Source organism: Flavobacterium sp. (genome assembly GCF_040402895.1).
GTDB lineage: Bacteria > Bacteroidota > Bacteroidia > Flavobacteriales > Flavobacteriaceae > Flavobacterium.
The window spans coordinates 332,432-358,323 of record NZ_JBBALR010000002.1 but is presented as its reverse complement, the minus strand read 5'-3'; the positions used below and the strand labels follow the sequence as shown (position 1 = coordinate 358,323).

General features: G+C 30.9%; 25 protein-coding genes and 1 tRNA gene. 12 read left to right on the top strand and 14 right to left on the bottom strand.

Annotated elements, in window-relative coordinates; translation table 11 throughout:
• The first annotated feature begins 97 nt into the window (after positions 1 to 97).
• Positions 98 to 1,354 (top strand): cysteate-C-fatty acyltransferase, encoded by a 1,257-nt coding sequence (gene capB, locus ABWP60_RS03720; RefSeq protein ID WP_353148685.1) that lies wholly within the window; start codon positions 98 to 100, stop codon positions 1,352 to 1,354.
• Between the two features lie 216 nt (positions 1,355 to 1,570).
• Positions 1,571 to 4,525: a protein translocase subunit SecDF gene (gene secDF / locus ABWP60_RS03715; RefSeq protein ID WP_353148682.1), complete on the top strand. Its 2,955-nt coding sequence runs from the start codon at positions 1,571 to 1,573 to the stop codon at positions 4,523 to 4,525.
• Between the two features lie 70 nt (positions 4,526 to 4,595).
• Here secDF and ABWP60_RS03710 read toward each other — a convergent pair whose 3' ends face one another.
• The 7 genes from ABWP60_RS03710 to ABWP60_RS03680 are packed head-to-tail and all read right to left on the bottom strand — an operon-like array spanning position 4,596 to position 10,273.
• Entirely contained in the window at positions 4,596 to 5,207 is a 612-nt protein-coding gene (locus ABWP60_RS03710) for a WbqC family protein (protein WP_353148679.1), read from the bottom strand.
• A gap of 8 nt (positions 5,208 to 5,215) precedes the next feature.
• Positions 5,216 to 5,593 (bottom strand): four helix bundle protein, encoded by a 378-nt coding sequence (locus tag ABWP60_RS03705; RefSeq protein ID WP_353148676.1) that lies wholly within the window; start codon positions 5,591 to 5,593, stop codon positions 5,216 to 5,218.
• A gap of 59 nt (positions 5,594 to 5,652) precedes the next feature.
• Entirely contained in the window at positions 5,653 to 7,233 is a 1,581-nt protein-coding gene (lepB, locus tag ABWP60_RS03700) for a signal peptidase I (protein WP_353148673.1), read from the bottom strand.
• Positions 7,234 to 7,293: 60 nt separating this feature from the next.
• A complete protein-coding gene (gene dapB, locus ABWP60_RS03695; RefSeq protein ID WP_353148670.1) occupies positions 7,294 to 7,992 on the bottom strand; it encodes a 4-hydroxy-tetrahydrodipicolinate reductase in 699 nt (232 codons plus the stop codon).
• A 45-nt stretch (positions 7,993 to 8,037) separates the two neighbouring features.
• A complete protein-coding gene (locus tag ABWP60_RS03690) occupies positions 8,038 to 8,604 on the bottom strand; it encodes a DUF5683 domain-containing protein (RefSeq protein ID WP_353148667.1) in 567 nt (188 codons plus the stop codon).
• Positions 8,604 to 9,503, bottom strand: a complete 900-nt coding sequence (locus ABWP60_RS03685; protein ID WP_353148664.1) for a ParB/RepB/Spo0J family partition protein — start codon at positions 9,501 to 9,503, stop codon at positions 8,604 to 8,606. Before ABWP60_RS03685 ends, ABWP60_RS03690 begins: the two co-directional genes overlap by 1 nt.
• Positions 9,503 to 10,273, bottom strand: a complete 771-nt coding sequence (locus tag ABWP60_RS03680; RefSeq protein ID WP_353148661.1) for a ParA family protein — start codon at positions 10,271 to 10,273, stop codon at positions 9,503 to 9,505. Before ABWP60_RS03680 ends, ABWP60_RS03685 begins: the two co-directional genes overlap by 1 nt.
• 150 nt (positions 10,274 to 10,423) lie before the next feature.
• Between ABWP60_RS03680 and idi the strand changes: the two genes are divergently transcribed.
• The 5 genes from idi (at position 10,424) to ABWP60_RS03655 (ending at position 12,798) form a co-directional block, all read left to right on the top strand.
• Complete coding sequence (gene idi, locus ABWP60_RS03675; RefSeq protein ID WP_353148659.1) at positions 10,424 to 10,948, top strand: isopentenyl-diphosphate Delta-isomerase; 525 nt, start codon at positions 10,424 to 10,426, stop codon at positions 10,946 to 10,948.
• A gap of 3 nt (positions 10,949 to 10,951) precedes the next feature.
• On the top strand, positions 10,952 to 11,362 hold the full coding sequence (locus tag ABWP60_RS03670) for a 6-pyruvoyl trahydropterin synthase family protein (RefSeq protein ID WP_353148656.1): 411 nt from the start codon (positions 10,952 to 10,954) through the stop codon (positions 11,360 to 11,362).
• Complete coding sequence (locus ABWP60_RS03665) at positions 11,363 to 12,322, top strand: type I phosphomannose isomerase catalytic subunit (RefSeq protein ID WP_353148654.1); 960 nt, start codon at positions 11,363 to 11,365, stop codon at positions 12,320 to 12,322.
• A 57-nt stretch (positions 12,323 to 12,379) separates the two neighbouring features.
• Positions 12,380 to 12,649 (top strand): hypothetical protein, encoded by a 270-nt coding sequence (locus tag ABWP60_RS03660; protein WP_291242188.1) that lies wholly within the window; start codon positions 12,380 to 12,382, stop codon positions 12,647 to 12,649.
• A gap of 75 nt (positions 12,650 to 12,724) precedes the next feature.
• A tRNA-Thr gene (locus ABWP60_RS03655) sits at positions 12,725 to 12,798 on the top strand.
• A 102-nt stretch (positions 12,799 to 12,900) separates the two neighbouring features.
• On the opposite strand, the gene ABWP60_RS03650 is transcribed toward ABWP60_RS03655, so the two are convergent.
• Both ABWP60_RS03650 and ABWP60_RS03645 read right to left on the bottom strand, forming a co-directional pair.
• Positions 12,901 to 13,287 (bottom strand): PUR family DNA/RNA-binding protein, encoded by a 387-nt coding sequence (locus ABWP60_RS03650; protein WP_353148650.1) that lies wholly within the window; start codon positions 13,285 to 13,287, stop codon positions 12,901 to 12,903.
• A 70-nt stretch (positions 13,288 to 13,357) separates the two neighbouring features.
• Positions 13,358 to 15,121 (bottom strand): ABC transporter ATP-binding protein, encoded by a 1,764-nt coding sequence (locus tag ABWP60_RS03645; RefSeq protein WP_353148648.1) that lies wholly within the window; start codon positions 15,119 to 15,121, stop codon positions 13,358 to 13,360.
• A gap of 176 nt (positions 15,122 to 15,297) precedes the next feature.
• Between ABWP60_RS03645 and ABWP60_RS03640 the strand changes: the two genes are divergently transcribed.
• The 4 genes from ABWP60_RS03640 (at position 15,298) to yajC (ending at position 18,152) form a co-directional block, all read left to right on the top strand.
• Entirely contained in the window at positions 15,298 to 16,404 is a 1,107-nt protein-coding gene (locus ABWP60_RS03640) for a Glu/Leu/Phe/Val family dehydrogenase (RefSeq protein ID WP_353148645.1), read from the top strand.
• An 81-nt stretch (positions 16,405 to 16,485) separates the two neighbouring features.
• On the top strand, positions 16,486 to 17,427 hold the full coding sequence (gene nusB / locus ABWP60_RS03635; protein WP_353148642.1) for a transcription antitermination factor NusB: 942 nt from the start codon (positions 16,486 to 16,488) through the stop codon (positions 17,425 to 17,427).
• Between the two features lie 10 nt (positions 17,428 to 17,437).
• The gene (locus ABWP60_RS03630; RefSeq protein WP_353148639.1) at positions 17,438 to 17,872 is read left to right on the top strand and encodes a DUF1573 domain-containing protein; all 435 of its coding nucleotides are present in this window, start codon (positions 17,438 to 17,440) and stop codon (positions 17,870 to 17,872) included.
• Between the two features lie 7 nt (positions 17,873 to 17,879).
• Positions 17,880 to 18,152 (top strand): preprotein translocase subunit YajC, encoded by a 273-nt coding sequence (yajC, locus tag ABWP60_RS03625; protein WP_353148636.1) that lies wholly within the window; start codon positions 17,880 to 17,882, stop codon positions 18,150 to 18,152.
• Between the two features lie 110 nt (positions 18,153 to 18,262).
• On the opposite strand, the gene pepT is transcribed toward yajC, so the two are convergent.
• From pepT to ABWP60_RS03600, 5 genes are all read right to left on the bottom strand, one after another.
• Positions 18,263 to 19,510, bottom strand: coding sequence for a peptidase T (gene pepT, locus ABWP60_RS03620; RefSeq protein ID WP_353148634.1), 1,248 nt, complete (start codon positions 19,508 to 19,510; stop codon positions 18,263 to 18,265).
• Between the two features lie 209 nt (positions 19,511 to 19,719).
• Complete coding sequence (locus tag ABWP60_RS03615) at positions 19,720 to 21,123, bottom strand: hypothetical protein (protein WP_353148631.1); 1,404 nt, start codon at positions 21,121 to 21,123, stop codon at positions 19,720 to 19,722.
• Positions 21,124 to 21,183: 60 nt separating this feature from the next.
• Complete coding sequence (locus ABWP60_RS03610; protein WP_353148628.1) at positions 21,184 to 22,179, bottom strand: energy transducer TonB; 996 nt, start codon at positions 22,177 to 22,179, stop codon at positions 21,184 to 21,186.
• A gap of 103 nt (positions 22,180 to 22,282) precedes the next feature.
• On the bottom strand, positions 22,283 to 23,509 hold the full coding sequence (locus tag ABWP60_RS03605) for a Glu/Leu/Phe/Val dehydrogenase dimerization domain-containing protein (protein ID WP_353148625.1): 1,227 nt from the start codon (positions 23,507 to 23,509) through the stop codon (positions 22,283 to 22,285).
• Positions 23,510 to 23,578: 69 nt separating this feature from the next.
• Positions 23,579 to 24,640 (bottom strand): anhydro-N-acetylmuramic acid kinase, encoded by a 1,062-nt coding sequence (locus ABWP60_RS03600; RefSeq protein WP_353148621.1) that lies wholly within the window; start codon positions 24,638 to 24,640, stop codon positions 23,579 to 23,581.
• A gap of 96 nt (positions 24,641 to 24,736) precedes the next feature.
• On the opposite strand from ABWP60_RS03600, the gene ABWP60_RS03595 reads away from it, so the two are divergent.
• Positions 24,737 to 25,876 (top strand): acyl-CoA dehydrogenase, encoded by a 1,140-nt coding sequence (locus ABWP60_RS03595; protein ID WP_353148618.1) that lies wholly within the window; start codon positions 24,737 to 24,739, stop codon positions 25,874 to 25,876.
• Positions 25,877 to 25,892 lie beyond the last annotated feature (16 nt).

Genomic DNA, 25,892 nt, shown 5'->3' with positions numbered 1-25,892 from the left:
TTTATTGCAACCAAATTAAACGTTAGAAGTGTTTAAAAAAAATTATTAAAAACGTTTTTTTATTTATACTTTTGCACCACTAATTAAGTAAGAAATTATGGTTAAAGATTTATTTGAAAGAATACAACAAAATAAAGGACCATTAGGAAAATGGGCTTCACAAGCAGAGGGTTATTTTGTTTTTCCTAAATTGGAAGGCGAATTAGGTCCAAGAATGCAGTTTCAAGGTAAAAATATATTAAACTGGAGTTTAAATGACTATTTAGGTTTGGCCAATCATCCAGAAGTTCGTAAAGCAGATACTGAAGCAGCAGCTCAATACGGAGCGGCTTACCCAATGGGTGCTCGTATGATGAGTGGACACACCAAATATCACGAACAATTAGAACAAGAATTAGCTGCTTTCGTAATGAAAGAATCGGCTTATTTATTGAATTTTGGTTACCAAGGAATTTTATCTACAATCGATGCTTTGGTTACCAGAAATGATGTTATAGTTTATGATGTAGATGCCCACGCGTGTATTATTGACGGCGTTCGTTTGCATAGTGGAAAACGCTTTACTTACAAGCATAACGACATTGAAAGTATGGAAAAAAACCTACAACGTGCTACAAAATTAGCTACCGAAACCGGTGGTGGTATTTTGTTTATTACAGAAGGAGTTTTTGGAATGCGAGGTCAACAAGGTAAGTTAAAAGAAATTGTAGAAATGAAGAAAAAATACAATTTCCGTTTGTTGGTTGATGATGCGCACGGTTTTGGTACACTTGGAAAAACAGGAGCAGGAGCTGGTGAGGAGCAAGGGTGTCAAGATGGAATTGACGTTTACTTTTCAACTTTTGCAAAATCAATGGCAAATATTGGTGCTTTCGTAGCGGCTGATAAAGATGTTATCGATTATTTAAAATATAATTTACGTTCTCAAATGTTTGCCAAAGCTTTGCCTATGATTCAAACAATTGGTTCATTAAAGCGATTAGAATTATTGCGTAATTCTTCAGAAATTAAAGATAAATTATGGGTAAATGTTAATGCGTTACAAAACGGATTAAAGGAAAAAGGATTCAATATTGGCGATACAAATACTTGTATTACTCCAGTTTACTTAGAAGGTTCTATTCCGGAAGCAATGATTATGGTAAATGATTTAAGAGAAAACTACGGAATATTCTTGTCTATTGTAGTGTATCCAGTGATTCCAAAAGGTATGATTTTATTAAGAATGATTCCTACTACAACACATACCTTAGAAGATATTGATGAAACATTAACGGCTTTTGAAGCCATACGTGAGAAATTAGAAAACGGGACCTATAAACAAATTGCTGAATCAACAATCACGGACAAATAGAAAATACTATTTTTTTAAAATAAAAAGCGTTGATAGTTTCAACGCTTTTTTATTGTTCTTATTTTGAGGGACTTAAATACGTAAAGAATGATTAATTTATTACAATGTTGATTAAATATTAAAAAAAATCAATTTTAGATGAAAATAAAATTGTTTTATCCTTTATGAAATGATATATTTGTCCGTTTTTAAAGAAAATAACTTAAATTAACTATAATGCAGAACAAAGGACTAATTAAATTCTTCGCAATCATTTTTACGATTGCTTGTATCTATCAACTTTCTTTTACGTTTGTTGCTAACGGAATTGTAAAAGATGCGAAAGAATTTGCGAAAGGAGATTCTCAAAAAGAATTAAACTACTTAAAAGATTTAAAGAAAAAAGACGTTTTTTTAGGCTTTACTTATGAAGATGTTGAGAAACAACAAATTAACAAAGGATTAGATTTAGAAGGTGGAATTAACGTTACTTTAGAAGTTTCTGTTAAAGACGTTTTAAAAACATTATCTAACAATTCTAAAAACCCAACTTTCAACAGAGCTTTAGAAAGAGCAACAAAAGAGAGAAAAGGAAATCAAGATTATTTAGATGCCTTTTTTGACGCTTTTGCTGCAGAATCTAACGGAACTATAAAAATGGCTTCAGCTGAAGCATTCTACAATAGAACTTTTGAAGAAATTCAGTTAAACATGACGGATGATCAAGTAAAAGTTATTTTGAAAAAGAAAGTAGCTGAATCTATTGAAAGTGCATATAAAGTATTAACAAAACGTATCGACAAATTCGGAGTAGCGCAACCAAACATTCAAAAAATTGGTGAGACTGGAAGAATTTTAGTGGAATTACCAGGTGCTAAAGACTTAGATAGAGTTGAAAAATTATTATCTCAAACCGCACAATTAGAATTTTGGGAAACTTTAAAACCAGAAGAATTAGGTAATTTCTTTACTGCTGCAAATGATGCTTTAAAAGCAACGGAGAAAAAACCAACTAAAGCTGTTGCTGTTGCGGATACAACTAAAGCGGTAGATGCAAAATCTAAAGTAAATGAATTATTAGGTGATAAAAAAGATACTGCAAAAAAACCAGCTAAAGATTTAGGACCATTATTTGAAAATGCAATTCCTAGTCCGTCTGGATTAATTGGATATAATGTTAAAGATACGGCTAAAATTAACTCTTATTTAAAAAGAGCTGAAATTAGAGCTTTACTTCCTGCAACGGCTTCAAACGCAAAATTTGCTTGGGGAAAAACAACAACTAAAACAGGTGATGTTACAGAATTATATGTTTTAAAAGGAACTGTAGACGGAATTGCACCATTATTAGGTGGCGCCATTACAGATGCTAGTGCAGATTTTGACCAATTTGGTAAACCAGCAGTAAGTATGCAAATGAATCCAGTTGGATCTAGAAAATGGGAACAATTAACAGGTGATATTGCTAAAAACGGAAATCAAGTTTGTATTGTATTAGATAATATAGTGTATTCTGCAGCTACTGCAAAAGCAGCAATTTCTGGTGGACAAACACAAATTTCAGGTTCTTTCACTTTAGAAGAAACTGCCGATTTAGAAAACGTATTACGTGCAGGTAAATTACCAGCTAAAGCAGATATCGTTCAAAAAGCAGTAGTTGGACCGTCTTTGGGTCAAGAGGCTATTGATAATGGTATTTTGTCATCAATCATAGGTTTATTATTAGTTTCTTTCTGGATGGTTTTCTATTATGGAAGAGCAGGTTGGTATGCTAATGTAGCCTTATTATTAAACTTAGTATTGTTATTTGGTGCCATGGCTAACTTTGGTTTTGTATTAACTTTACCGGGTATTGCAGGTATCGTATTAACAATGGGTACGGCTGTGGATGCGAATATTATTATTTATGAAAGAGCAAAAGAAGAATTAAGAGCTGGCTTGTCATTAGAAAATGCAGTAACTACTGCTTTCGGATGGAAAGGAGCTATGCGTTCTATTATTGATGCGAATGTAACGCACGTTTTAACAGGTGCTATTTTATACATCTTTGGAGAAGGAATGATTAGAGGTTTTGCCATTACTTTGTTGATAGGTATTTTAACGTCATTATTTACTTCAATCTTTATAGCCCGTTTCTTTATTGATGCAGATATTGCCAAAGGAAGAAGTTTACAATTCTCTACAAACATTACTAAAAACTGGTTTACAGGTTTCAACTTCGATTTCTTAAAAATTAAGAAATTCACCTATGCATTCTCGTTAATTGTTTGTATTATCAGTTTTGTTTCTTTCTTTACGAATGGATTCGACCAAGGTATTGATTTTGTAGGAGGTAGAACTTTCCAAGTGCAGTTTGACCAAAAAGTATCTTCAGAAGAAGTTTCTAATGCGCTTTCCACTGCTGCCTTTTTTGATAGAGCTGAAGCGAAAACATTTGGTAATGACAATCAGTTGAAAATTACTACAAAATATAAAATCGACAAGCAAGGTGTTGAGGTTGACAAAGAAGTAAATGAAAAATTATATGCAGGTTTGAAAAAATTCTTTGCTAAAGAAATTTCTTACGATCAGTTTACTAACACCCAAGAAGGAAAACAATTTGGGGTATTACAAGCTATGAAAGTTGGACCTTCTATTGCAGATGACATTAAAACAAATGCATATTGGGCAGTATTAGGGGCAATGTTATTAGTGTGTTTGTACTTAGTAATTTCTTTCAGAAAATATCAATATTCACTTGGAGCTATTGCTGCGGTGGCGCATGATGTTATTTTTGTATTAGGAATTTATTCTTTATTATACAAATACATGCCGTTCCATATGGAAATTGACCAACATTTTATTGCTGCTATTTTAACAGTAATTGGATATTCTATGAATGATACCGTAATTGTATTTGATAGAGTTCGTGAATTCTTAGGTGGAAAATCACACCATGGTAATTTTAATAAAATTGTAAACGACTCTGTAAATACTACATTATCTCGTACCTTAAACACTTCTTTAACGATGATTATGGTATTAGCCATTATGTTTGTATTTGGAGGCGATTCAATACGTGGATTTATCTTTGCCATGTTAATTGGTATTATTGTAGGAACCTATTCTTCATTATTTATTGCAACACCAGTATTAGTAGATACGATGTCTGCATCAGATAAAAAACAAATTGAAGCAGAACATAACGCATAATGTTGTGTTATTATATATAAAAACGTCCCGATGAATATCGGGACGTTTTTTTTATAAGTTTAAGAAGAAATTATAAATGTTGCTGTTTTAAATAATCTACCGCATATCTACCTTCATTAAATAATAAATCTAAAATGGATAAATTATTTATGAATCCGAACTTGTTATCAAAAACTTGAGTGTATGGTTTTATTTGAGTGCTGTCTTTTTTGCCATTAACTAAATAACGAAAATCAGTTTTATCCGTAACTTCATGAAAATATTCCGTTGTTTTCTCAAATGGAATGGAAATTCCTAAAGCCTTATTTATTCTTTCAAATAGTTCAAAGTTTACATCTAACATAAACTCATATTTTTTTTCGAATATGGGTTGGAAATCATCTATAAAATATTCGTAAAATGGCGAATTCTTATAAGCGGCTTCAAGTGACTTAAAATGATTTTTTTGCCAATTGTATTGATGGTCTATTTTTATATCTTTAAACGCACATTTTGTGCCGTCATGCTTTACCGAAATGTTCAGCATCTGCATTCCGTTCGGACTATAAATGTACATTCGGTTTCTATTGGTTTGCTTTTGAAAGGTATCTTCTACTTCAAATGTAACCGATTCAGCATGAATCATCGCTATGTAATGACTTATCGACGGAAAGTAAGTAGGATAAAGTAATATGTTATTCATTAAGAAGGTTAGTTGTTTTTTGTTGATTCGTTTAGCTGAAATTTTCTAAGCGAATTAATTTTATTTGATAAGCTTTCAATTAAATTTCTAAAATTTAAGTAATCAGATTCGTTAATAAAATCTAATTCATAAGAAATAATAATTTGATTTAAAACTTCAATTAATGAACTATAAGCCATTGTTGAAAAGTGAGCTTTGTCTTTTGGGGTAATTCTTGCTGATCCTTCAGCTAAATTAGAGCAGACTGAAATTGACGCTCTTCTCAATTGAGAAGTTAGTCCGAATTTTTCATTTTCAGGATAGCGTGAAGTAATTTGATAAATTATTTTAGTCAGTTTTTTGGATTCTTTCCAGACTTCTAATTTTTCAAATGAATATACATACATAAATCACCTAATTTAAACAGTTTACCGATTCAACAACTCACAACTTTACGAATATACCGTTAAAGTAAATCTGCTTCTTTTTTCTTTTTCTTGCCTCTATACCAATCCCATGCAAAATAGCCAGCTAAAGCAATTAAGAAAAATTTGAAATACGATTCAGGTTGTCCTTCTCCGCTAACGGTTGTAAAGAAACGTTCGGTTCTAAATTTATTTAGTAAGCCTTTAGCATTCCAATCAATACTCATCCAAATAAAAATGGGTTTACCAACAATATGATCTGCAGGCGTGAAACCGAAATAACGCGCATCTAACGAATTATGTCTGTTGTCTCCCATCATCCAATAATAATCTTGTTTAAAGGTGTAAGAATTAGCTTTTTTTCCGTTTATTTTAATTTCGTTGCCTATTACTTCAAGCTTGTTTCCTTCATACTCAGTGATGATTAACTTATATAAGGGTAATGTTTCTTTATTTAAAGCAACTGTTTTACCAGCTTGTGGAATATAAATTGGACCAAAATTATCTCCATTCCAATTGTTCGTTACAGATGTTTTTCCGTCTTTGAAATCAGGGAATACACCGTCTTCTGCTTTTTTGTTTATCATCCTTTTTACAGAAGTGATGCCGCTAATTGATTTTAATTTTTCTGCGTTTTCAAAAGTTAATGCTTGAACGTAAAGCGTGTCGCTAGTTATCATTCCTGCCGGATCAGTAACATGCATTTCTTTTAAAATTGTTTCAAAATCAATTGGGGTTTTCCCATCGGTACTAATTTTATAAGAATATTGAGGTTTTGCTCTTTCAGGTAGTATTAATTCTTTGCCATTTATAAAAACAATACCGTCTTTAATTTGCAAACTGTCGCCGGCAATACCTACACAACGTTTTACGTAATTTGTTTTTTTATCACGAGGTTTGTCAATTCTTTCTGTTGCAGGTAAATACATATTTGAAAGTGTATCTCTTGGCCAGTTAAAAACTACAATATCGTTATTTTTTATTTTTTCTAATGCAGGAAATCTAAAATATGGTAATTGTGGCTTACTTAAATAGGATAGTTTTTTTACAATTGGAATGGAGTCGTGAACCATTGGTGCCGCAACTGGAGTCATAGGTGTTCTTGCGCCATAATGAAATTTACTTACGAATAAGAAATCACCAATTAATAACGATTTTTCTAACGAGGAAGAAGGAATCACAAAGGGTTGAATAAAATAGGTGTGTACAAATGTAGCTACAATTAAAGCAAAAGTTAAAGATCCTAAAGTGTCTAAAGTTTTTGTTGCTGGTTTGGTATCGCGTTCAGCTTCATAAGAAACGTCTTGGGTGTAATTTATATAACCAATATAAAATCCGAAAGTAATAACGCCCAACCACATATCTGCTGTTGATTTTTTGCCGAAAGTTCGCAACGTTTCAATCCAAATTACAGGTAAAATTAACAAGTTAATTACAGGTAAAAAAAGTAAAAATACCCACCACTTTGGTCGGTTTATAATTTGCATTAGAACAATTCCGTTATAAACAGGAACGAAGGCTTCCCAGGTTTTTCTACCTGCTTTTGTGTACAATTTCCAAGTACAAATTGCGTGTAGTATACTAATTATTAATACTGTAATAATCCAAGCTGTCATTTCCATAATTTTGTTTTTTTGTAAATCGTAAATCGTAATTCGTAATTCGTAATTTGTAAATTTTAATTAAATCCCCAAAACGTCTTTCATAGTAAAAACGCCTTTTTTTCCAACTAGCCATTCTGCAGCTATGATCGAACCTAAAGCAAAGCCTTCTCTACTATGTGCGGTATGCTTTATTTCTATTTGATCCACTTTGCTATCATAAAAAACAGCATGTGTACCAGGAATGTTTTCTATTCTTTTTGCGTCAATGTAAATTTCATTTTCAATTGGATTTTCCAATGTCCAATTTACATAATCTGTGTTTTCTATGATTCCATTTGCCAAACTTATTGCTGTTCCGCTAGGCGCATCGAGTTTTTGAGTGTGATGAATTTCTTCCATAGAGACATGGTATTCTTTAAGGTTTTTCATCATTTTAGCTAAATAATTATTTAGCTCGAAAAAAATATTTACTCCTAAACTAAAATTAGAAGCATAAATAAAACTTCCGTTTTTTTCTTTACATAAGCCCACCATTTCATTATAATTTTCTAACCATCCGGTAGTTCCTGAAATTACAGGAATATTTTGGTTTAAGCATTCTGAAATATGATTAACAGCTGAAGTTGGAACGCTAAAATCTATTGCGATATCGGCTTTTGATAAGCCTTCAAAAGTGTCCGATCTATCTTTTCTTAGTACAATTTCATGCCCACGTTCTAAAGCAATTTTTTCAATTACTTTTCCCATTTTACCGTATCCTAATAATGCTATTTTCATTTTGATTAGTTGTTGTTTTAAATAAAATGTTACGTGAAAAAATTGTTAAAATTGATAGGTTAATGTAAATCCTACATTTTGATTAAACGTATACGGATTGGTATGTAAATCTGGTTTTAATGATAGATCGTCATTTACATTAAATTGCAATAAATGAGCGTCTACATTTGCTTCAACAATATTTAGAATATATAATCCAGCAGTAATAAGCACAGATAAGTCTCTGTTTTTTTGATAGAATTTTTGCCCTCTAATTACACTTTCGGTACTTAACTTTCCATAAGTAGGATCAGAAGTATCAATTGCGCCCCCATTCGCTAATCGTTTTTTGTATTCGTCACGGTACTGATTGTGTTTTTTATTATTATCCATAATAAAATAAACCCCAGCACCAATAGCACAGTAAACTATAGGAATTTTCCAATATTTTTTGTTGTATGCTTGACCTAATCCTGGTAAAATAGCAGAATAAAATGCTGCTTTTGCGGGCGATAATGGATTAATGTCGGATTTTACAATATCTTTAGTTTCAATTTTTAATTCTCTCTTTTGAGCCACAGAAAATGTAGCACTTAAAAAAAATAAAATAAATATATAAAGAAACGGTTTCACTAGTTGTTGATTAATTTTATGATTCGGTTAAAATCTTCTTCCGAATGAAAAGGAATGGCTATTTTTCCCTTACCATTTGTGGCAACGCTTATATCTACTTTTGCACCAAAAAAGTCGGCAAAAGTTTTCTTTTTTTCAGTTGCAATTTCAAATGATTTTGTAGCAGTTGTTTTTCTTGTTTTAGGTTTTAATCCTTCTTGATATTTTTTTACTAACGCTTCCGTGTCTCTTACAGAAAGGTTTTGAGTTACTACGGTGTGGTAAATATTGCTTTGCGCTTCTTGGTCTTCGATGTTAATTAATGCTCTACCGTGTCCCATCGAAATAAATCCGTCTCTCATTCCTGTTTGAATAATCGGATCTAATTTTAATAATCGTAAATAATTTGTAATGGTTGAACGTTTTTTACCTACACGCTCACTCATTTCTTCCTGAGTTAAATTTACTTCTTCAATTAATCTTTGGTACGAAATGGCCACTTCAATTGGATCCAAATCATGACGTTGAATGTTTTCAACCAATGCCATGACAAGCGATTCGTTATCGTTTGCTAATCTAATATAGGCAGGAATAGTAGAAAGGCCTAATAATTTTGAAGCACGTAATCTTCGTTCTCCAGAAATTAGTTGGTATTTATTAAATTCTAATTTTCTAACAGTAATAGGTTGAATAACGCCAACTTCTTTAATAGATTTAGCTAATTCTTGAAGGGTATCTTCATTGAAATTAGTTCTAGGTTGAAATGGATTTATTTCAATAAAATTAATATCAAGTTCTATGATACTTCCTACAACTTTGTCTGCATTTTTATCTTCTACAGATTTAATGTCATTTGAAGGATCGCTTAAAAGCGCCGAAAGTCCTCTTCCTAATACAGGTTTTTTTACTGCTTTTGTCATTACTTACTACTGTTTTTCTTGATAATTTCCTCTGCTAAATTTAAGTAATTTGCAGCCCCTTTGCTAGTGGCATCATAGTTTATTATACTTTCCCCAAAACTAGGTGCTTCACTTAATTTAATATTTCTTTGAATAATTGTCGAAAAAACCATATTGTTAAAATGCTTTTGAACTTCTTCAACTACTTGATTTGACAATCTTAAACGGGTATCGTACATAGTTAATAATAGTCCTTCAATATCTAAACTTGGATTGTGAATTTTTTGTACACTTTTTATGGTATTCAATAATTTTCCTAAACCTTCTAATGCAAAATATTCACATTGAATTGGAATTACAACACTATCTGCTGCTGTTAACGCATTTAAGGTTAATAAACCTAATGAAGGTGCGCAGTCAATAATTACATAATCGTATTCTTCTTTAATCGCATTTAATGCTTGCTTCAGCATGTATTCTCTATTTTCTTTGTCAACCAATTCAATTTCAATGGCAACTAAGTCAATGTGTGCAGGTATTATCCAAACATTTGGGGCACTAGTAGGTATTACACCTTCTTTTGCGGTATTGCTGTGTTCTATTATTTGATAGGTACCAATTTCTACATTTTCCACGTCAATTCCTAAACCAGAACTTGCGTTAGCTTGAGGGTCGGCATCTATTAATAACACTTTTTTCTCTAATGCACCAAGTGATGCAGCAAGATTAATTGAAGTGGTTGTTTTTCCTACACCTCCCTTTTGATTGGCAATTGCAATGATTTTACCCATTTTTTATTTTAAAATTTTAGAAGTGTAAAAATACAATTTTTTATGGTATTACCAACCAATTTTATTAACATTACGTTAAAGTCCTTATTTAAAGATATCTTTGCAATAAAAATTATTTTTTTTGTAAATTTGACAATTAAATTAGTAAGAGTGATAGAAGAAAAAGTAATTTTAGTTGATATAAATGACAATCCAATTGGATTGATGAATAAACTTGAAGCACATGAAAAAGCAGTATTGCATAGAGCATTTTCTGTTTTTATTTTAAATAATAACAATGAGTTGATGTTGCAGCAGCGTGCACATCAAAAATATCATTCTCCTTTATTGTGGACCAATACTTGTTGTAGCCATCAACGAGAAAACGAAACTAATATTCAAGCGGGTACTAGACGACTTCGAGAAGAAATGGGTTTTGAAACAGAATTAAAAGAAATGTTTCACTTTATTTATAAAGCACCTTTTGATAATGGCTTAACGGAACACGAACTAGATCATGTGATGCTGGGTTATTATAACGAGATACCAGAAATCAATAAAGAGGAAGTAGAAAGTTGGAAATGGATGAAGATAGAAGATGTAAAAAATGACATGATTAGGAATCCAAATCTATATACAGTTTGGTTTAAAATAATATTTGAAGAATTTTATCATCATTTTGATAACAATATATAAAAAATGAAAGTAACAGTTAGTAGGAAAGCACATTTTAATGCGGCTCATAGATTATTTCGAAAAGATTGGTCTATGGAAAAAAATAATGCCATTTTCGGTAAATGCAACAATCCAAATTATCATGGGCACAACTACGAGTTAATTGTAAGTGTTACTGGAGAGGTGGATCAAGAAACAGGTTTTGTTATTGATGTAAAAATTTTATCAGATTTAATAAAAGAGCACATTGAAAACGCGTTTGACCATAAAAATTTAAATTTAGATGTTCCGGATTTTGAAAATTTAAATCCAACTGCCGAAAATATTTCAGTTGTAATTTGGCAAAAATTAAGAGAACACATTAATTTAAATCTAAATTTAGAAGTGGTTTTATACGAAACACCTCGCAATTTTGTAACCTATAAAGGCGAATAAATGTTATTTTATCCCTTGCTTTTTGAACCCATTTTCAAAGAACGAATTTGGGGAGGCACCAAACTAAAAGAAGTTTTAGATAAATCTTTTACAAGCAACCAAATTGGTGAAAGTTGGGAATTATCAATTGTAGAAAACGATATTAGCGTAGTTTCAAATGGTGAATGCAAAGGATTGAATTTAAATCAATTAATTGAAAAATATCCTACAGAAATATTAGGTGTTAATTCCATTCAAAATTTCGGAAATAATTTTCCATTACTTTTTAAGTTTATCGATGCTAAAGAAGATTTGTCTATTCAAGTACATCCAAATGATAATTTAGCAAAAGAGCGTCACAACTCTTTTGGTAAAACAGAAATGTGGTATGTAATGCAAGCTGATGCTACTGCAAGATTGGTTGTTGGATTTAAAGACAAAACAAATAAAAAAGAGTATCAAGAGCATTTAGATAATAAAACAGTAGTCACCATCTTAAATGAAACACCTGTAAAAGAAGGCGATGCTTTTTTTCTAGAAACAGGAACAGTTCATGCTATTGGTGCTGGTGTATTAATTGCAGAAATTCAACAAACTAGTGACATTACCTATCGGTTATACGATTGGGATAGGGTAGATGCAAATGGTTTAAGTAGAAAGTTGCACACTGATTTAGCACTTGATGCGATTAACTTTGAACCTACAAATACTAAATTAAACTATGAAGTCGTTAAAAATAAGTCAGTTAATTTAGTAGCATGCCCTTTTTTTAAGACCAATATTTTAGAAATTTCAGGAAAATACAATTGGAAAAAAACGAAAGAATCGTTTACGGTTTTTATGTGTACAAAAGGAAGTTTTACTGTAAAAATGCTTCATTTTCAAACTGAATTTAAAATAGGAGATACCCTATTAATACCAGCAATACTAGATGGTTTTGAAATTATTGGCGAAGCGTCTCTATTGGAAATTACAATTTAATTAGCAGCGTATTAATATATTGTTTACTTTTGCATCATAATTTTTAAAAATAAGAAAATGGCAAGCGTTAAAAACTTGAAAAAAGAAATTAACTACGTTTTAGGAGATATCTTAAACATAGTATATATTTGGGAAATGACTTCAACGGGAAAACCAACTGAATCTTCAGAGGCTTTAGTAGGAGACATTTACGATACATTTGATGCATTAATGGTTAAAGTAAACCAAAAAAATGTTGAAAATAAAAAAGCACATTATAAATTAGTTAAAGAAGAATTCGAAGTTGCTGCAAATCAATTTGTTGCAAAAGTGAACGAATTAAACTAAAAAAAATCGCAAAAAAAACAATTATTTTTTTGCAAATTAAATTATCAAGACTATATTTGCACTGCAAAATGAGTCGCCGGTGTAGCTCAGCTGGCTAGAGCAGCTGATTTGTAATCAGCAGGTCGTGGGTTCGAGTCCCTCCACTGGCTCAAAAAGGCAATCGAAAGATTGCCTTTTTTTATTTGTATTTATTGTAATTAAAATTAAAAAATAAAGGATAAAAAAAATGCTTTCCTAAGAAAGCATTTTTTTTAAATATCATCAAAATCTATATCTGTATAACTGTTTGAAGATGTTGAAGTAGGTTCTTCAGAATTTGAATATTCAGCTATTCCAGATTCTTTTTTAAAATCTTTTTGGTGTCTTTCAGAAATTACTTCTTCTCCTTTATGGTTAATAACATAGTTAGTCATTTCGCTTAAAATTTCATTAAAAGAAGTAAAATCTTCTTTATATAAATAAATCTTATGTTTTTTGAAATGATAAGAGCCATCTTCTTCTGTAAATTTTTTACTTTCGGTAATGGTGATATAATAATCGTCGGCTTTTGTAGCTCTTACATCAAAGAAGTAGGTTCTTCTTCCTGCTCTTAATACCTTAGAAAAAATGTCTTTTTCTACTAATTCTTTGTCATTCATAAACCTTCGTTGAATTATTAGTTGTTTTCGTGTTTCAAAAATCTAAAAAAAAACATTACAAAACAATTTTTTAAGCATTTTCTTTTTCAGAAAGTTGTTTTATGAATAAATCTTTATAAAATCCATCTTCATTAACTAAACTTTCGTGGGTGCCTTCCTGAATAATTTTTCCTTCGTCTAAAATTATAATTTTATTTGCATTTTTTGCCGTAGCGGCTCGGTGCGTAACAATAATAGTGGTTTTGCCTTTGAAAATAGTTTTAAAATTGGTAATAATTTTTCCTTCTGTTTCAGTATCTACTGCACTTAAACAGTCGTCCAGAATTAAAATAGGTGCGTCTTTTATGATAGCTCTAGCAATAGAAATTCTCTGTTTTTGTCCGCCAGATAAAGTAATTCCTCTTTCACCTAAAATAGTTTCATATTTATTAGTAAACAATTGAATATTATCATCTACAACTGCCATTTTTGCTGAAGCTAAAATTTCTTCATCAGTTGCGTCTTCTTTGCCGAATTTAATATTATTTTTTATGGTATCCGAAAACAAGAACGGATCTTGTGTGACGATACTCATACTTTTTCTTAAATGATATAAATCGTAATCTGCTAAATCTTTGTCATCAATTTTAATTTTAGAAATTCCTTCAACGTCATGAATTCGGGCTAATAATGACAATATTGTTGACTTTCCAGCGCCTGTTTTTCCTAAAATTGCAATGGTTTCTCCTTTATTTATTGTAAAGCTTATATCGGTTAACGCTTTTATATTGGTGTCATCATAAGTGTAATTTACATTTTCAAAAATTATTTTCCCTTCAATTGGAGTGGTAATTGTTCCTTTATTTTGTATTTCAGGTTGTTCTTTTAAAAATTCATTAATTCTTTTTTGTGACGCTTCCGCTTCTTGGACTAATGAAGAAACCCATCCAATTGAAGCCACTGGCCAGACTAACATTCCAATGTATAATAAAAACTTTGCAATTACACCAATATCTTTTATCTCACCGCTAACATACATTTGTCCGCCAACAAAAATTACAATTAAATAACTTAATCCAATTAATAATATCATCAGAGGACCGAATAAAGCATTTGTCATGGCTAAGGCTAAGTTCTTTTCTTTACTAATTTTAGATAATTTGATAAATTCGTTATTTCTATCTTTTTCAAGTGCATAGGCCTTAATTACTCTAATGCCTGAAAAAAATTCTTGGGTAAACGAAGATAATGTAGACAGGTTTTCTTGATATTCCGTACTTTTTTTATTGATTCGTTTACTTAAAATAAAAATACTATAGGATAAAATTGGTAACGGAAGCAAACAATAAATCGTTAGTTTTACATTTATTGCCGACATACTAATAATTATTGCTGCAAATCGGATACATGTGTTTATTGTATACATAACAGCTGGCCCTACATACATGCGTACTTTTCCAACATCTTCACTAATACGATTCATTAAATCGCCTGTTCTGTTTTTTTTGTAAAAATTTTGAGAAAGATTTTGGTAGTGATTGAAAATTTCATTTTTAAGATCAAATTCAACATAACGAGACATTACAATTAAGGATTGACGCATTAAAAAAGTCAAAAAACCTGCAATTAGGGTACAAATTAATATTAGCACTATATTTTCTAATAAATCTTTTTTTAGTAATGAAGTGTTTTTATTTTCAGATTTTAAGTATAATTCAATTAAAGTTATAGATTTTCCAACTAATTCCGGAGTGTATAAGGCAAATATTTGAGCTACAATAGTAATGACTATTCCAAACAAAAAGTGATATTTATATTTTATGAAATATTTATTTAAATATTGTAATTCTTTCATTTAAAGTAAAGTAATTTAAAGTAATTGTAATTTTGTCAAAAAAACATGCTTTTTTTTTAGTTTATTGTATATCAAGCATTATTATTGTATTCGTAAAAATAAAATAAAAAACAAGAATTATATATAATTTATCCATATTTTTGCGCATTATTATTGATAAAAAGTCAAATATACACATGATAGCAGATATTATAAATACAAATGAACTACATAAAGTAGATCCAGTTTTTGGTCAAATTTCTTTTGACGGACACGAACAAGTTGTTTTTTGTAATGACAAAGATACAGGATTAAAAGCAATAATTGGAATTCATAACACTGTTCTTGGTCCTGCACTTGGTGGTACTAGAATGTGGAACTATGCAAACGAGTGGGAGGCATTAAATGATGTGTTACGATTATCTCGTGGTATGTCGTTTAAATCTTCTATTTCTGGATTGAATTTAGGTGGTGGAAAAGCAGTTATTATGGGTGATGCCAAAACTGAAAAAACACCTGAATTGATGAGGAAATTTGGAGAATATGTGAACTCTTTATCAGGAAAATATATTACAGCCGAAGATGTGGGAATGGAAACTAAAGATATGGATACCGTTAGAGAAGTAACTCCGTACGTTACGGGAATTTCTGAAAGTAAAGGTGGTTCTGGAAATCCTTCTCCAATTACAGCATATGGTGTTTTTATGGGAATGAAAGCGGCTGCTAAGCATAAATTTGGAGTAACTACTTTAGCTGGAAAAAGCGTTTTAGTACAAGGAATTGGGCATGTTGGTGAAGTTTTAGTACAACATTTAACTAATGAAGGTGCAATTGTAACTATTTCTGACATTAATGAAAATAGATTACAGGAAGTGGGTTCAAAATATGGTGCTAAAATTTTTAGTGGAAACGATTTATATAGTTTAGATGTTGATATTTATGCTCCATGTGCTTTAGGTGCAACTATTAATGATGAAACCATTAGCAAAATCCAAGCTAAAGTAATTGCTGGGGCGGCTAATAACCAACTTGCTAATGAAGTAATTCATGGCAAATTATTAAAAGAAAAAGGAATTTTATACGCTCCCGATTTCTTAATTAATGCAGGTGGTGTAATTAATGTGTATTCGGAGTTGGCAAATTTAACATCGGCACAAGTTATGGAAAAGACAGAAAATATTTATAACACTGCAATGGATATCTTTACCTTATCAGATATTCAAAATATTACTACACATCAAGCAGCATTAAATATTGCTCAAAAAAGAATTGATGACAGAAAAAAAGAATTACAAAACAAATAATTCTTTAAAATAAAAAATTGTAAATTTGTCCCGAAATAAAACAATAATTATTTCGGGATAATTTTTTTAAAGTTCTTAGCCATGCTTAACAGAAGACATTTTAGAGTAAAAGTGATGCAAACCATCTATGCCATGCATAGACACGAATCAGATTCATTAGATACAGAGGAAAAATTTTTATTTCAAAGTATAGAAAATTCTCAAGATTTATATTTAGTAATGCTTTCCATTTTCAATGAATTACAACTCAAAGAAAAAGCATATTTAGAACTAGCTTCTAAAAAACATCTGGCTACAAAAGAAGAACAAAATCCTAACTTTAAGTTTGTAAATAATAGCTTTTTTAAAATTTTAGGAACTCATACTGCCTTTTTTGATAAAGTAAAAGAGAGAAAAATTGACAATTGGAAACGTAATGACGATTGTATTATTTTTCTATTAGAATCGATTAAAACTTCCGATTTATACAAAAGATATATGGCAGTTGAAACCTCAGAATTTAAGAAAGATATTTTCTTTATTTACGATGTTTTTAATGAGATAATTGCACCAAATGAAAAACTTTACGATTATTTAGAAGACTATAAAATTACATGGGTAGATGATATTCCTGTAATTAACACCTTACTTTCTAAGCAAATAAAATCGATAAAAAGTTTTGATGATTCTATTGAATTACCAGTTGTTTTTAAAGATTTAGACGATAAAGAGTTTGTTAGAAATTTATTTAGAAAAACAGTTTTAAATGAATTAGAATTCGCTACTGCATTTGAAAATAAAACACCAAATTGGGATAAGGAACGGATTGCTGAATTAGATACTATTATTCTTAAAATGGCCATTTGCGAATTGTTAAAATTTCCTTCAATTCCAGTAAAAGTTACCTTAAATGAATATTTAGAAATCGCTAAAGAATATTCTACACCAAAAAGTAGTATATTTATCAACGGAATTTTAGATAATTTAGTGAAAGATTTTCAAGCCGAAAATAAAATTAATAAAGCGGGTAGAGGATTGTTATAATTTAATGAATATGAAAAACACGATTAAAATTTTTGTTGTAACTACAATGTTAATAACTTTATCATGTAAAAAAGAGATTTCACCAGAAGAAAATTTAATGCTTAATGTGCAAAAAAATGCTGATGCACCAAAAACGAAAGTAGCATTTGATAAAGAGGTTCACGATTTTGGTGAAATTAAACAAGGTGAAGTAGTCTCTACTACTTTTACTATTAAAAATATAGGTGAGAATGATTTGTATGTATTAGAAGCTCATGGTTCTTGTGGTTGTACCGTTCCTGAAGTTACAAAAGAAGCTATAAAGCCCGGAGATTCAGCGCCAATTCATGTGAAATTTGATTCTAACGGAAAGTCTGGTGAAGTAACAAAATCAGTCATGATTACCTGTAACACAGCAAAAATTGTTGAAACTATTAGTATAAAAGCAAGTATAAAATCTAAATAAAAACGATATGAATCCAATGTTAATTGCACAGTTAGTATTAATGATAGGAGTATTTTACTTCTTAATTATTATGCCTAAAAACAAAAAAATTAAATTAGAAAAAGAATTTTTAACCCATTTAAAAACAGGTGATAAAATTATTACTATCGCTGGAATACATGGTAAAGTTTCTGAAATTGCTGAAACAACAATTGTTATGGAAACCATGTCGGGTAAATTAAAAATCGAAAAAAGTTCCATCTCTGCAGAAATGAGTTTAAAACTAAATGAAAAAAAATAGTTTTAAATTACAAAAAATAAATTCCAAATTCCAAACTGTACAACAGTGGAATTTGGAATTTTTATTTTATGCTACATCCATTTTAGGATTTGGAATTTTTAAGTTGTAATTTATTTCTTATTCTGAATCGCGTTTAATTCTGCAATTTTCACAATTACTTCAACCGCTTTTTGCATACTTTCTACAGGAACATATTCATATTTACCATGAAAATTGTGACCACCAGCAAAAATATTTGGACAAGGTAATCCCATATATGATAAACGTGAACCATCAGTACCTCCACGAATAGGCTTAATTAGTGGTTTGATGTCTAGTTCTTTCATAGCTTGTTCGGCAAGTTTTACGATATGCATTACAGGTTCTACCTTTTCACGCATGTTATAATATTGATCTTTTATTTCTAAAACGGCAATAGCTTCGCCAAATTGTTTTTTGTATTTCTTGTTGATTTTCGAAACTACTTCTTCAACATACACCTTTCGTTTTTCAAATTTCTTACGATTGTGGTCTCTAATTATTACTTGCACTAAAGTTTCTTCAATACTACCTTGAATATTTGTAACGTGATAAAAACCTTCGTAATTTTTTGTTGTTTCAGGCGTTTCGTCTTTCGGTAATTTTGCAATAAATTTATTCGCTAAAAGCATAGAATTTATCATTTTTCCTTTGGCATAACCAGGATGCACACTTTTTCCTTTGAACTTTATTTTTACACCAGCCGCATTAAAATTTTCATATTCAAGCTCGCCAATTTGACTTCCGTCCATAGTATATGCCCAATCTGCTCCAAATTTTTCTACATCGAAATGATCTGCACCACGACCAATTTCTTCATCTGGTGTAAAACATACTTTTAAAGCGCCGTGTTTAATTTCTGGGTGTTGTACTAAATATTCCATCGCAGTCATTATTTCTGTAATTCCTGCTTTATCGTCTGCACCAAGCAGCGTAGTACCATCTGTAGTAATTAAAGTTTGCCCTTTATATAGTAACAAATCTTTAAAGTAAGAAGGAGAAAGAATGATGTTTTTTTCTTCGTTTAAAACAATATCGCCACCATCATAATTTCTAATAATTTGTGGTTTTACATCTTTTCCAGTAAAATCAGGTGTTGTGTCAAAATGCGAAACAAAACCAATTGTAGGTACTTCATACTCTAAATTACTTGGTAAAGTTGCCATTACATAAGATTTGTCGTCTATGGAAACATCTGACAACCCTATTTGTTTTAACTCTTCAACTAATTTGTTTGCTAAATCCCATTGTTTAGCTGTGCTTGGAGTAGTGTTAGATTCTGGATCCGATTCTGTATCCACTGTAACGTATCCAATAAATCGGTCAATTATATGTTGCATCTGTTTTGTTTTTTATAGTGATGCAAATATAAATGTTTAAGTTTAAAAGTTTAAAAGTTTAGAAGGTTTATTTGGGTATTCCTAATATTTTGCAGCTAACTTCGGAACTATTTATTTTTTATTAAAGATAATATCTCTTGCGAAAATTAAATGTGAACTTACTACAAAATTCGCAATTGTTTGAAACTGCTGATTTTTGCCTTTTTTTGTCAATATTTGTTTTTTACACTATTTGAAAAACTACCCGAACTTTCTTTACTAGAATAATTGATTTGAATACCATATTCTTTGTCTTTGCTAAGTTTTGAGCATTTTACCAAAAAGGTGTTCAGCCCTATTTTTGATTTTGCATTTTGTGTTCCTAGTACTTTTTCAGTTTCCAAATCGTTGATTTTAAATTCAACGTCTGTTATTTCAGCAAAGTAAATTTGAATTTCAACTTCATAATTAGATTTACTTATAATATCTCTAATATTTGTTTTGTCAGTAATTAATGTTCTTTCTCTTTTTTTGCCTTTCTCAATTCCTTTAATTTTAGAATACGTAATTATTCCTTCTACATTTCCAAATTCTATATATGGCACAGGGAAAAATGGTAAAATATAGTATCTGTAATGGTCATTGCTTTTTGTTTGAATAATTTTGTAAAGTGAATTTTCAGTTTCTTCAATTTTATCCACTCCTTGAAGTGAAAAATGTTTTTCATTATCTAAATCTATGATTTTTAGTTCGGTTGAAAAGTTCTTGTATGGAACAAACTGAGAACCTGAATAGTAACCACTATCCGTAAGATTGATTAAAAATTGTTCCGAATTGTCTTTTGAGCCACTTAAATAATTATAGCCTTCAACTTCCATTACCAAAGATTTTCCTTTGTCAGTTATTGTATCGCTAACATATTTGAAGTTCTTAAATTGTTTGTCCTCATATTCCGCCACATTTGTTGTGTCATTGTACCATTTTCTTCTATAAAACAGTTGTATTTCATCTCCTTTTTTTATTTCAAACTTTGTTGAAGCTTGATAATTGTTTTTAAGACCATCACTAATACTATTATAATTGTCTCCAAATAGTTGTTTTATATAAAATTCACCATTACTATGAACAGCAAGAGTTTTTAGATCTGAAATTAATATTAAGTAAATTTCATTATTTTTTTTATTAAAATATTTTCGTGGAGTTTTTTCTGTTGGAATTAGACTATCTCTTGGTAAATTATTTCGGGTGTCAATAAATTCTATATCAATTGATGTTTTTTTACCAAAAAGGGTCGCAGTTTGTTCCTTGTTAGTTTTATAATTTACATTATGAATTAAGTTTAGTTTATTGTCAAGTAATGTAAAAAATCCGTTTTCAAAAGTTTCGTAATAAATGTTCCTTTCTCTTTTTTGAGAATAATCTGTAAAATCTTCTGTGAGGAATTTTCTATAACTTATATTACTTATTAGAGTGTCTTTTAAATCAGTCCTTGTTTGAAGTCCTATATTTTTATTTACTTTATTAAAATATGTTGCTTTCAAATATATTTTTGAATTCGACAATTCACTTCTCGAACTTTGTCCAAAAGAAAAGCAAGAAATTAATAATGTCAAAATTGTAATTATCTGTTTCATTTTATAGCTTCGATCTAATAATACACATATCTAATTTATATTTGAATTTTATATTAGATATTAATTAGTAAAATTATAAGTAATTGTACCTACTTGTTTTTCTGCAGCGGTATCACTTGGTGTCCATTTTGTTTTTCGAGCAAAGTTTTTAGCTAAAGCAATTAAGCAAGCATCTCCCGTTGTCCCTCTACCATTAGACACTCCAATAGTATTACCAGCTTTATCAACGGTAACCTCAATTACTACTTTTCCAAAAGAATTACATTCGTTACCAACTACAGGTTGACTAATATTTCTTCTTCCAGCTAAACTATAATTGGCACCACCTTTGCCACCACTTCCATTTCCGCCACCTGAGCCAGAACCATTTCCTGCTCCGGTTCCCGTGCCGTTTCCTGTTCCATTTCCACCGCCTGTTCCACCGCCAGAACCACCACCGCCATAGTAGCCGTTGGAATTCGTATTGCCATTTGCGGAACCTTGATTTCCATTAGAATTGCTATTTCCGTCGCCACCTTTATTTTTACCTTTAATCATGTTGCTTAAAGCACTATTGGTCTTTTTTACAGGCGTTTTAGCTGTTTCTACTGGTTTGGTTTCCGTTGGCTTTTTCTCTTTAGGTTTATTTTTTGATTTTGGTGGAGTAGGCACATCGGCACCTACATTATCTTGAGTTAAGATGTCTTCAGGAGTTGATTCTTCTGGTTCTGAAGCTACATCTTTCATATTTACTTCTAAGGTTTCATTTAAATAATCATCACCTTTTCCAAAATCGGTATCGCCATAATTTAGGGTAACGCCACCTCCGCCACCACCTTGTGCAATTAGCATTTGGGTTTTTCCGTAAGGAGGCCAAAATCGCACAAAAAATAGTAAAAGCATAATGCAGACTACAGAATGCGTAGTAATGATAATAGATTTATTTGAATCAGAAAGTGTTGATTTCTTTAAGAAGTGGACTAACAACCAAACAGAACCAATAAAAACAACTAACAATAGCAAGGTGAAATAACCCTGCTCATAGAGTAATTTTAATAATTTTATGATTGATCTCATTTAGGTTTTTTTATAGTAACGATTAAAAGTAATAAAAATTGTTGAAACAAAAAAAACTAGGTTCAAATTAGTTTAAACCTAGTTTTTAATTATTAAGGTATTTTTATACTAATTGTTTTAAAGCAATTTCATAGGCTCTAGCACTAATGTTAGTCTTGCTAGTATTTACATCAAATGTTTTTTGAATGGCTTTTCCTATAATTTCTGAAGCATCCTTAAAAATAGCTTCATCTGTCATTTGTACTTTTTTCTCCATAAAGTAAGCAAAAACTCTTGCCATTCCACAGTTTGAAATAAAATCTGGAATTAAACTTACTTTATTGTCTGTTTCTTCCATAATTGGTCCGTAGAAAATTGCTGCGTCTGCAAAAGGAACGTTAGCACCACACGAAATAACTTCTAAACCATTTGTAATCATATTTTCTACATTGTCTTTAGAAACAATTCTTGAAGCGGCACATGGAGCAAAAATATGTGCGCCAATTTTCCAAATTTTATCATTGATTTCAGCAAATGGAATCATTTGGTCAGAAACCAATTTGTTACCCTCTTTATTTCTGAATAATTCTGTAATTTCTTCAAATGTAAATCCGTTTTCGTTAAGCACACCACCATCTCTGTCAATAATCCCAACTACTTTTGCTCCCATTTTAGCTAAATAAAAAGCGGCTGCAGAACCTACATTTCCAAAACCTTGAACAATGGCTTTTTTTCCTACAACACTTCCGCCATAAATTCCGTAAAAATGCTTCACGGCTTCGGCAACACCATAGCCTGTAATCATATCGGCAACAGTATATTTTTTAGATAAATCTGGAGTAAATTCTCCATTTTCAATTACTTTGATTACACCTTGGCGTAATTGTCCGATTCTATTGATTTTATCTGCTTCGCTTGGTTTAAAATGTCCATTAAAAACGCCTTCTTGAGGATGCCAAACACCACATTCTTCTGTCATAGGGATTACTTCGTGTATTTCATCTACATTTAAATCGCCACCCGTGCCATAATAATTTTTCAATAAAGGAGAAACCGCTTTGTACCAACGCTCTAAAACCCCTTTTTTTCTAGGATCTGCTGGATCGAAATTAATTCCAGATTTAGCGCCACCAATCGCAGGACCAGAAACTGAAAATTTTACTTCCATAGTTTTAGCTAATGAAAGCACTTCGTTTTGATCTAATCCTTTTCTCATTCGGGTACCACCACCTGCGGCGCCACCACGTAATGAATTTATGACCGTCCAACCTTCTGCTTCTGTTTCAGGATCTTTCCAATTGAATACAATTTCTGGTTCTTTATTTTCGAATTTATGTAGTAAATCTTTCATGTTTTGATTTAAGGATTTTGATTTATTTTGCAAATATAATTGTAAAAAATGATTGCGAGAAATTATTAGTTAAAATACTTCGCCTGAGCTATGATTATGTGTAGCACCTGTTACACTTGCTAAAACGTTAATTTCGTTTCGTAATTTTAGCACGCCAAGTAAGGCAAAAATTAAAGCTTCTTTAAATTGTATGGTTTCTTCATCCGGAATAATTACATCAATAGTTGGTAAGTAGTTTTTTATTCTTTCGATTAAAAATTCGTTGTATACGCCACCACCTGTAATTAATAGTCTTCCAGTTTTTTGTTGTAATATTTTGCCAATTTGAAGGGCAATATGCTCTGTAAATGTTCGCATTTTGTCTTCGGTAGAAATAGAATAGCTTTCTAATATTGGTAAAACGGTTTCTTTTACAAATTCAAACCCTAAAGATTTTGGATAGGCTTTTTGATAAAAATCTAACGTATTCAATTCGTCAAATAATGCTGCATTTATATTTCCAGATTCCGAAATTTTACCTTTATTGTCATATTCTAGACCGAAAGTATTGGCATAAAAATTTAAAACGGTATTTACAGGGGAAATGTCAAAAGCAATTCGCTCGTTATTTTTTTCAAAAGAAATATTTGAAAAACCACCTAAATTTAAACAATAATCGAATTCGGAAAATAAAATTTTATCGCCAATTGGAACTAAAGGCGCACCTTGTCCACCAAAAAGTACATCTTGTACTCTAAAATTACAAATTACTTTTTCATTTGTGATTTTTGCAATTTCGGGTAAATTTCCAATCTGAAGGGTGAACCCATTTTCTGGCTGATGCAAGATAGTATGTCCGTGCGAACAAACCGCATCAAGATTTGAAAGGTTGTTTTTGGCAATGAATTCTGAAATAATATTTCCAAGTAAGTTTGTATATTCAATATTTAACTCTGAAAGCTCAGTCTTACTAAAATGAATTCCATTTTTTAGTTTTGAAATCATTTCATTAGAATAAGAAATAGTAGCACATTCAAATATTTGATAGGACCATTTATTATTATTTATTTCAAAATTTACATGCGCCAAATCTACTCCATCTAATGAAGTGCCTGACATTACGCCGATAACGTTATAGTTGTGCTTAAACATGGGTTAAAAATACAATTTCTTATTGAAAATTTCATATTATTTACCTACATTTGACCGAAATTTTTATGATATATTCAATTAACCTATAGTAAAATAATGGATTTTAAATTAAATGAAGAACAATTAATGATTCAACAAGCGGCAAGAGATTTTGCTGTTACAGAATTATTACCTGGTGTTATTGAAAGAGATGAACATTCAAAATTTCCAACTGAGCAAGTTAAGAAAATGGCGGAACTTGGTTTTATGGGAATGATGGTAGATCCTAAATATGGAGGTGCTGGATTAGATAGCGTTTCTTATGTTTTAGCCATGGAAGAAATTGCTAAAGTGGATGCCTCTGCTGCGGTAATTATGTCTGTAAACAATTCATTAGTTTGTGCTGGTTTAGAAAAATATGGTTCGGAAGAACAAAAAATTAAATATTTAACACCTTTAGCAAAAGGCGATGTTATTGGTGCTTTTTGTTTGTCCGAGCCTGAAGCTGGATCTGATGCGACTTCGCAAAAGACTACTGCAATTGATATGGGTGACCATTATTTATTAAATGGTACTAAAAATTGGATCACAAATGGAGGGACAGCTTCTACTTATTTAGTAATGGCACAAACAGATGTTTCAAAAGGGCATAAAGGAATTAATGTTTTAATTGTAGAAAAAGGGATGCCTGGTTTTGAAGTGGGGCCTAAAGAAAAGAAAATGGGAATTCGTGGTTCGGATACGCATACACTATTATTTAATGATGTAAAAGTCCCAAAAGAAAATAGAATTGGTGAAGATGGTTTTGGTTTTGCCTTTGCCATGTCAACTTTAAATGGAGGTAGAATTGGGATAGCTTCTCAAGCATTAGGAATCGCTCAAGGGGCTTATGAATTAGCATTGAAATATTCACAAGAACGAGTAGCTTTTAAAAAACCTATTTTTCAACATCAAGCCATTGCGTTTAAATTAGCTGACATGCATGTGAAAATTACCTGTGCCAGATTACTAATTCATAAAGCAGCAACTGAAAAAGACTTAGGACAAGATATTGCACATTCGGGTGCTATGGCAAAATTATATGCGTCTGAAATTGCTTTAGAAGTAGCTAATGAAGCGGTTCAAATTCATGGTGGTAATGGTTATGTAAGTGAATATCATGTGGAACGTATGATGCGTGATTCTAAAATTACCCAAATTTATGAAGGTACTTCAGAGATTCAAAGAATTGTAATTTCTAGAGGTTTGGTTTCGTAATATTAAAATATAATTA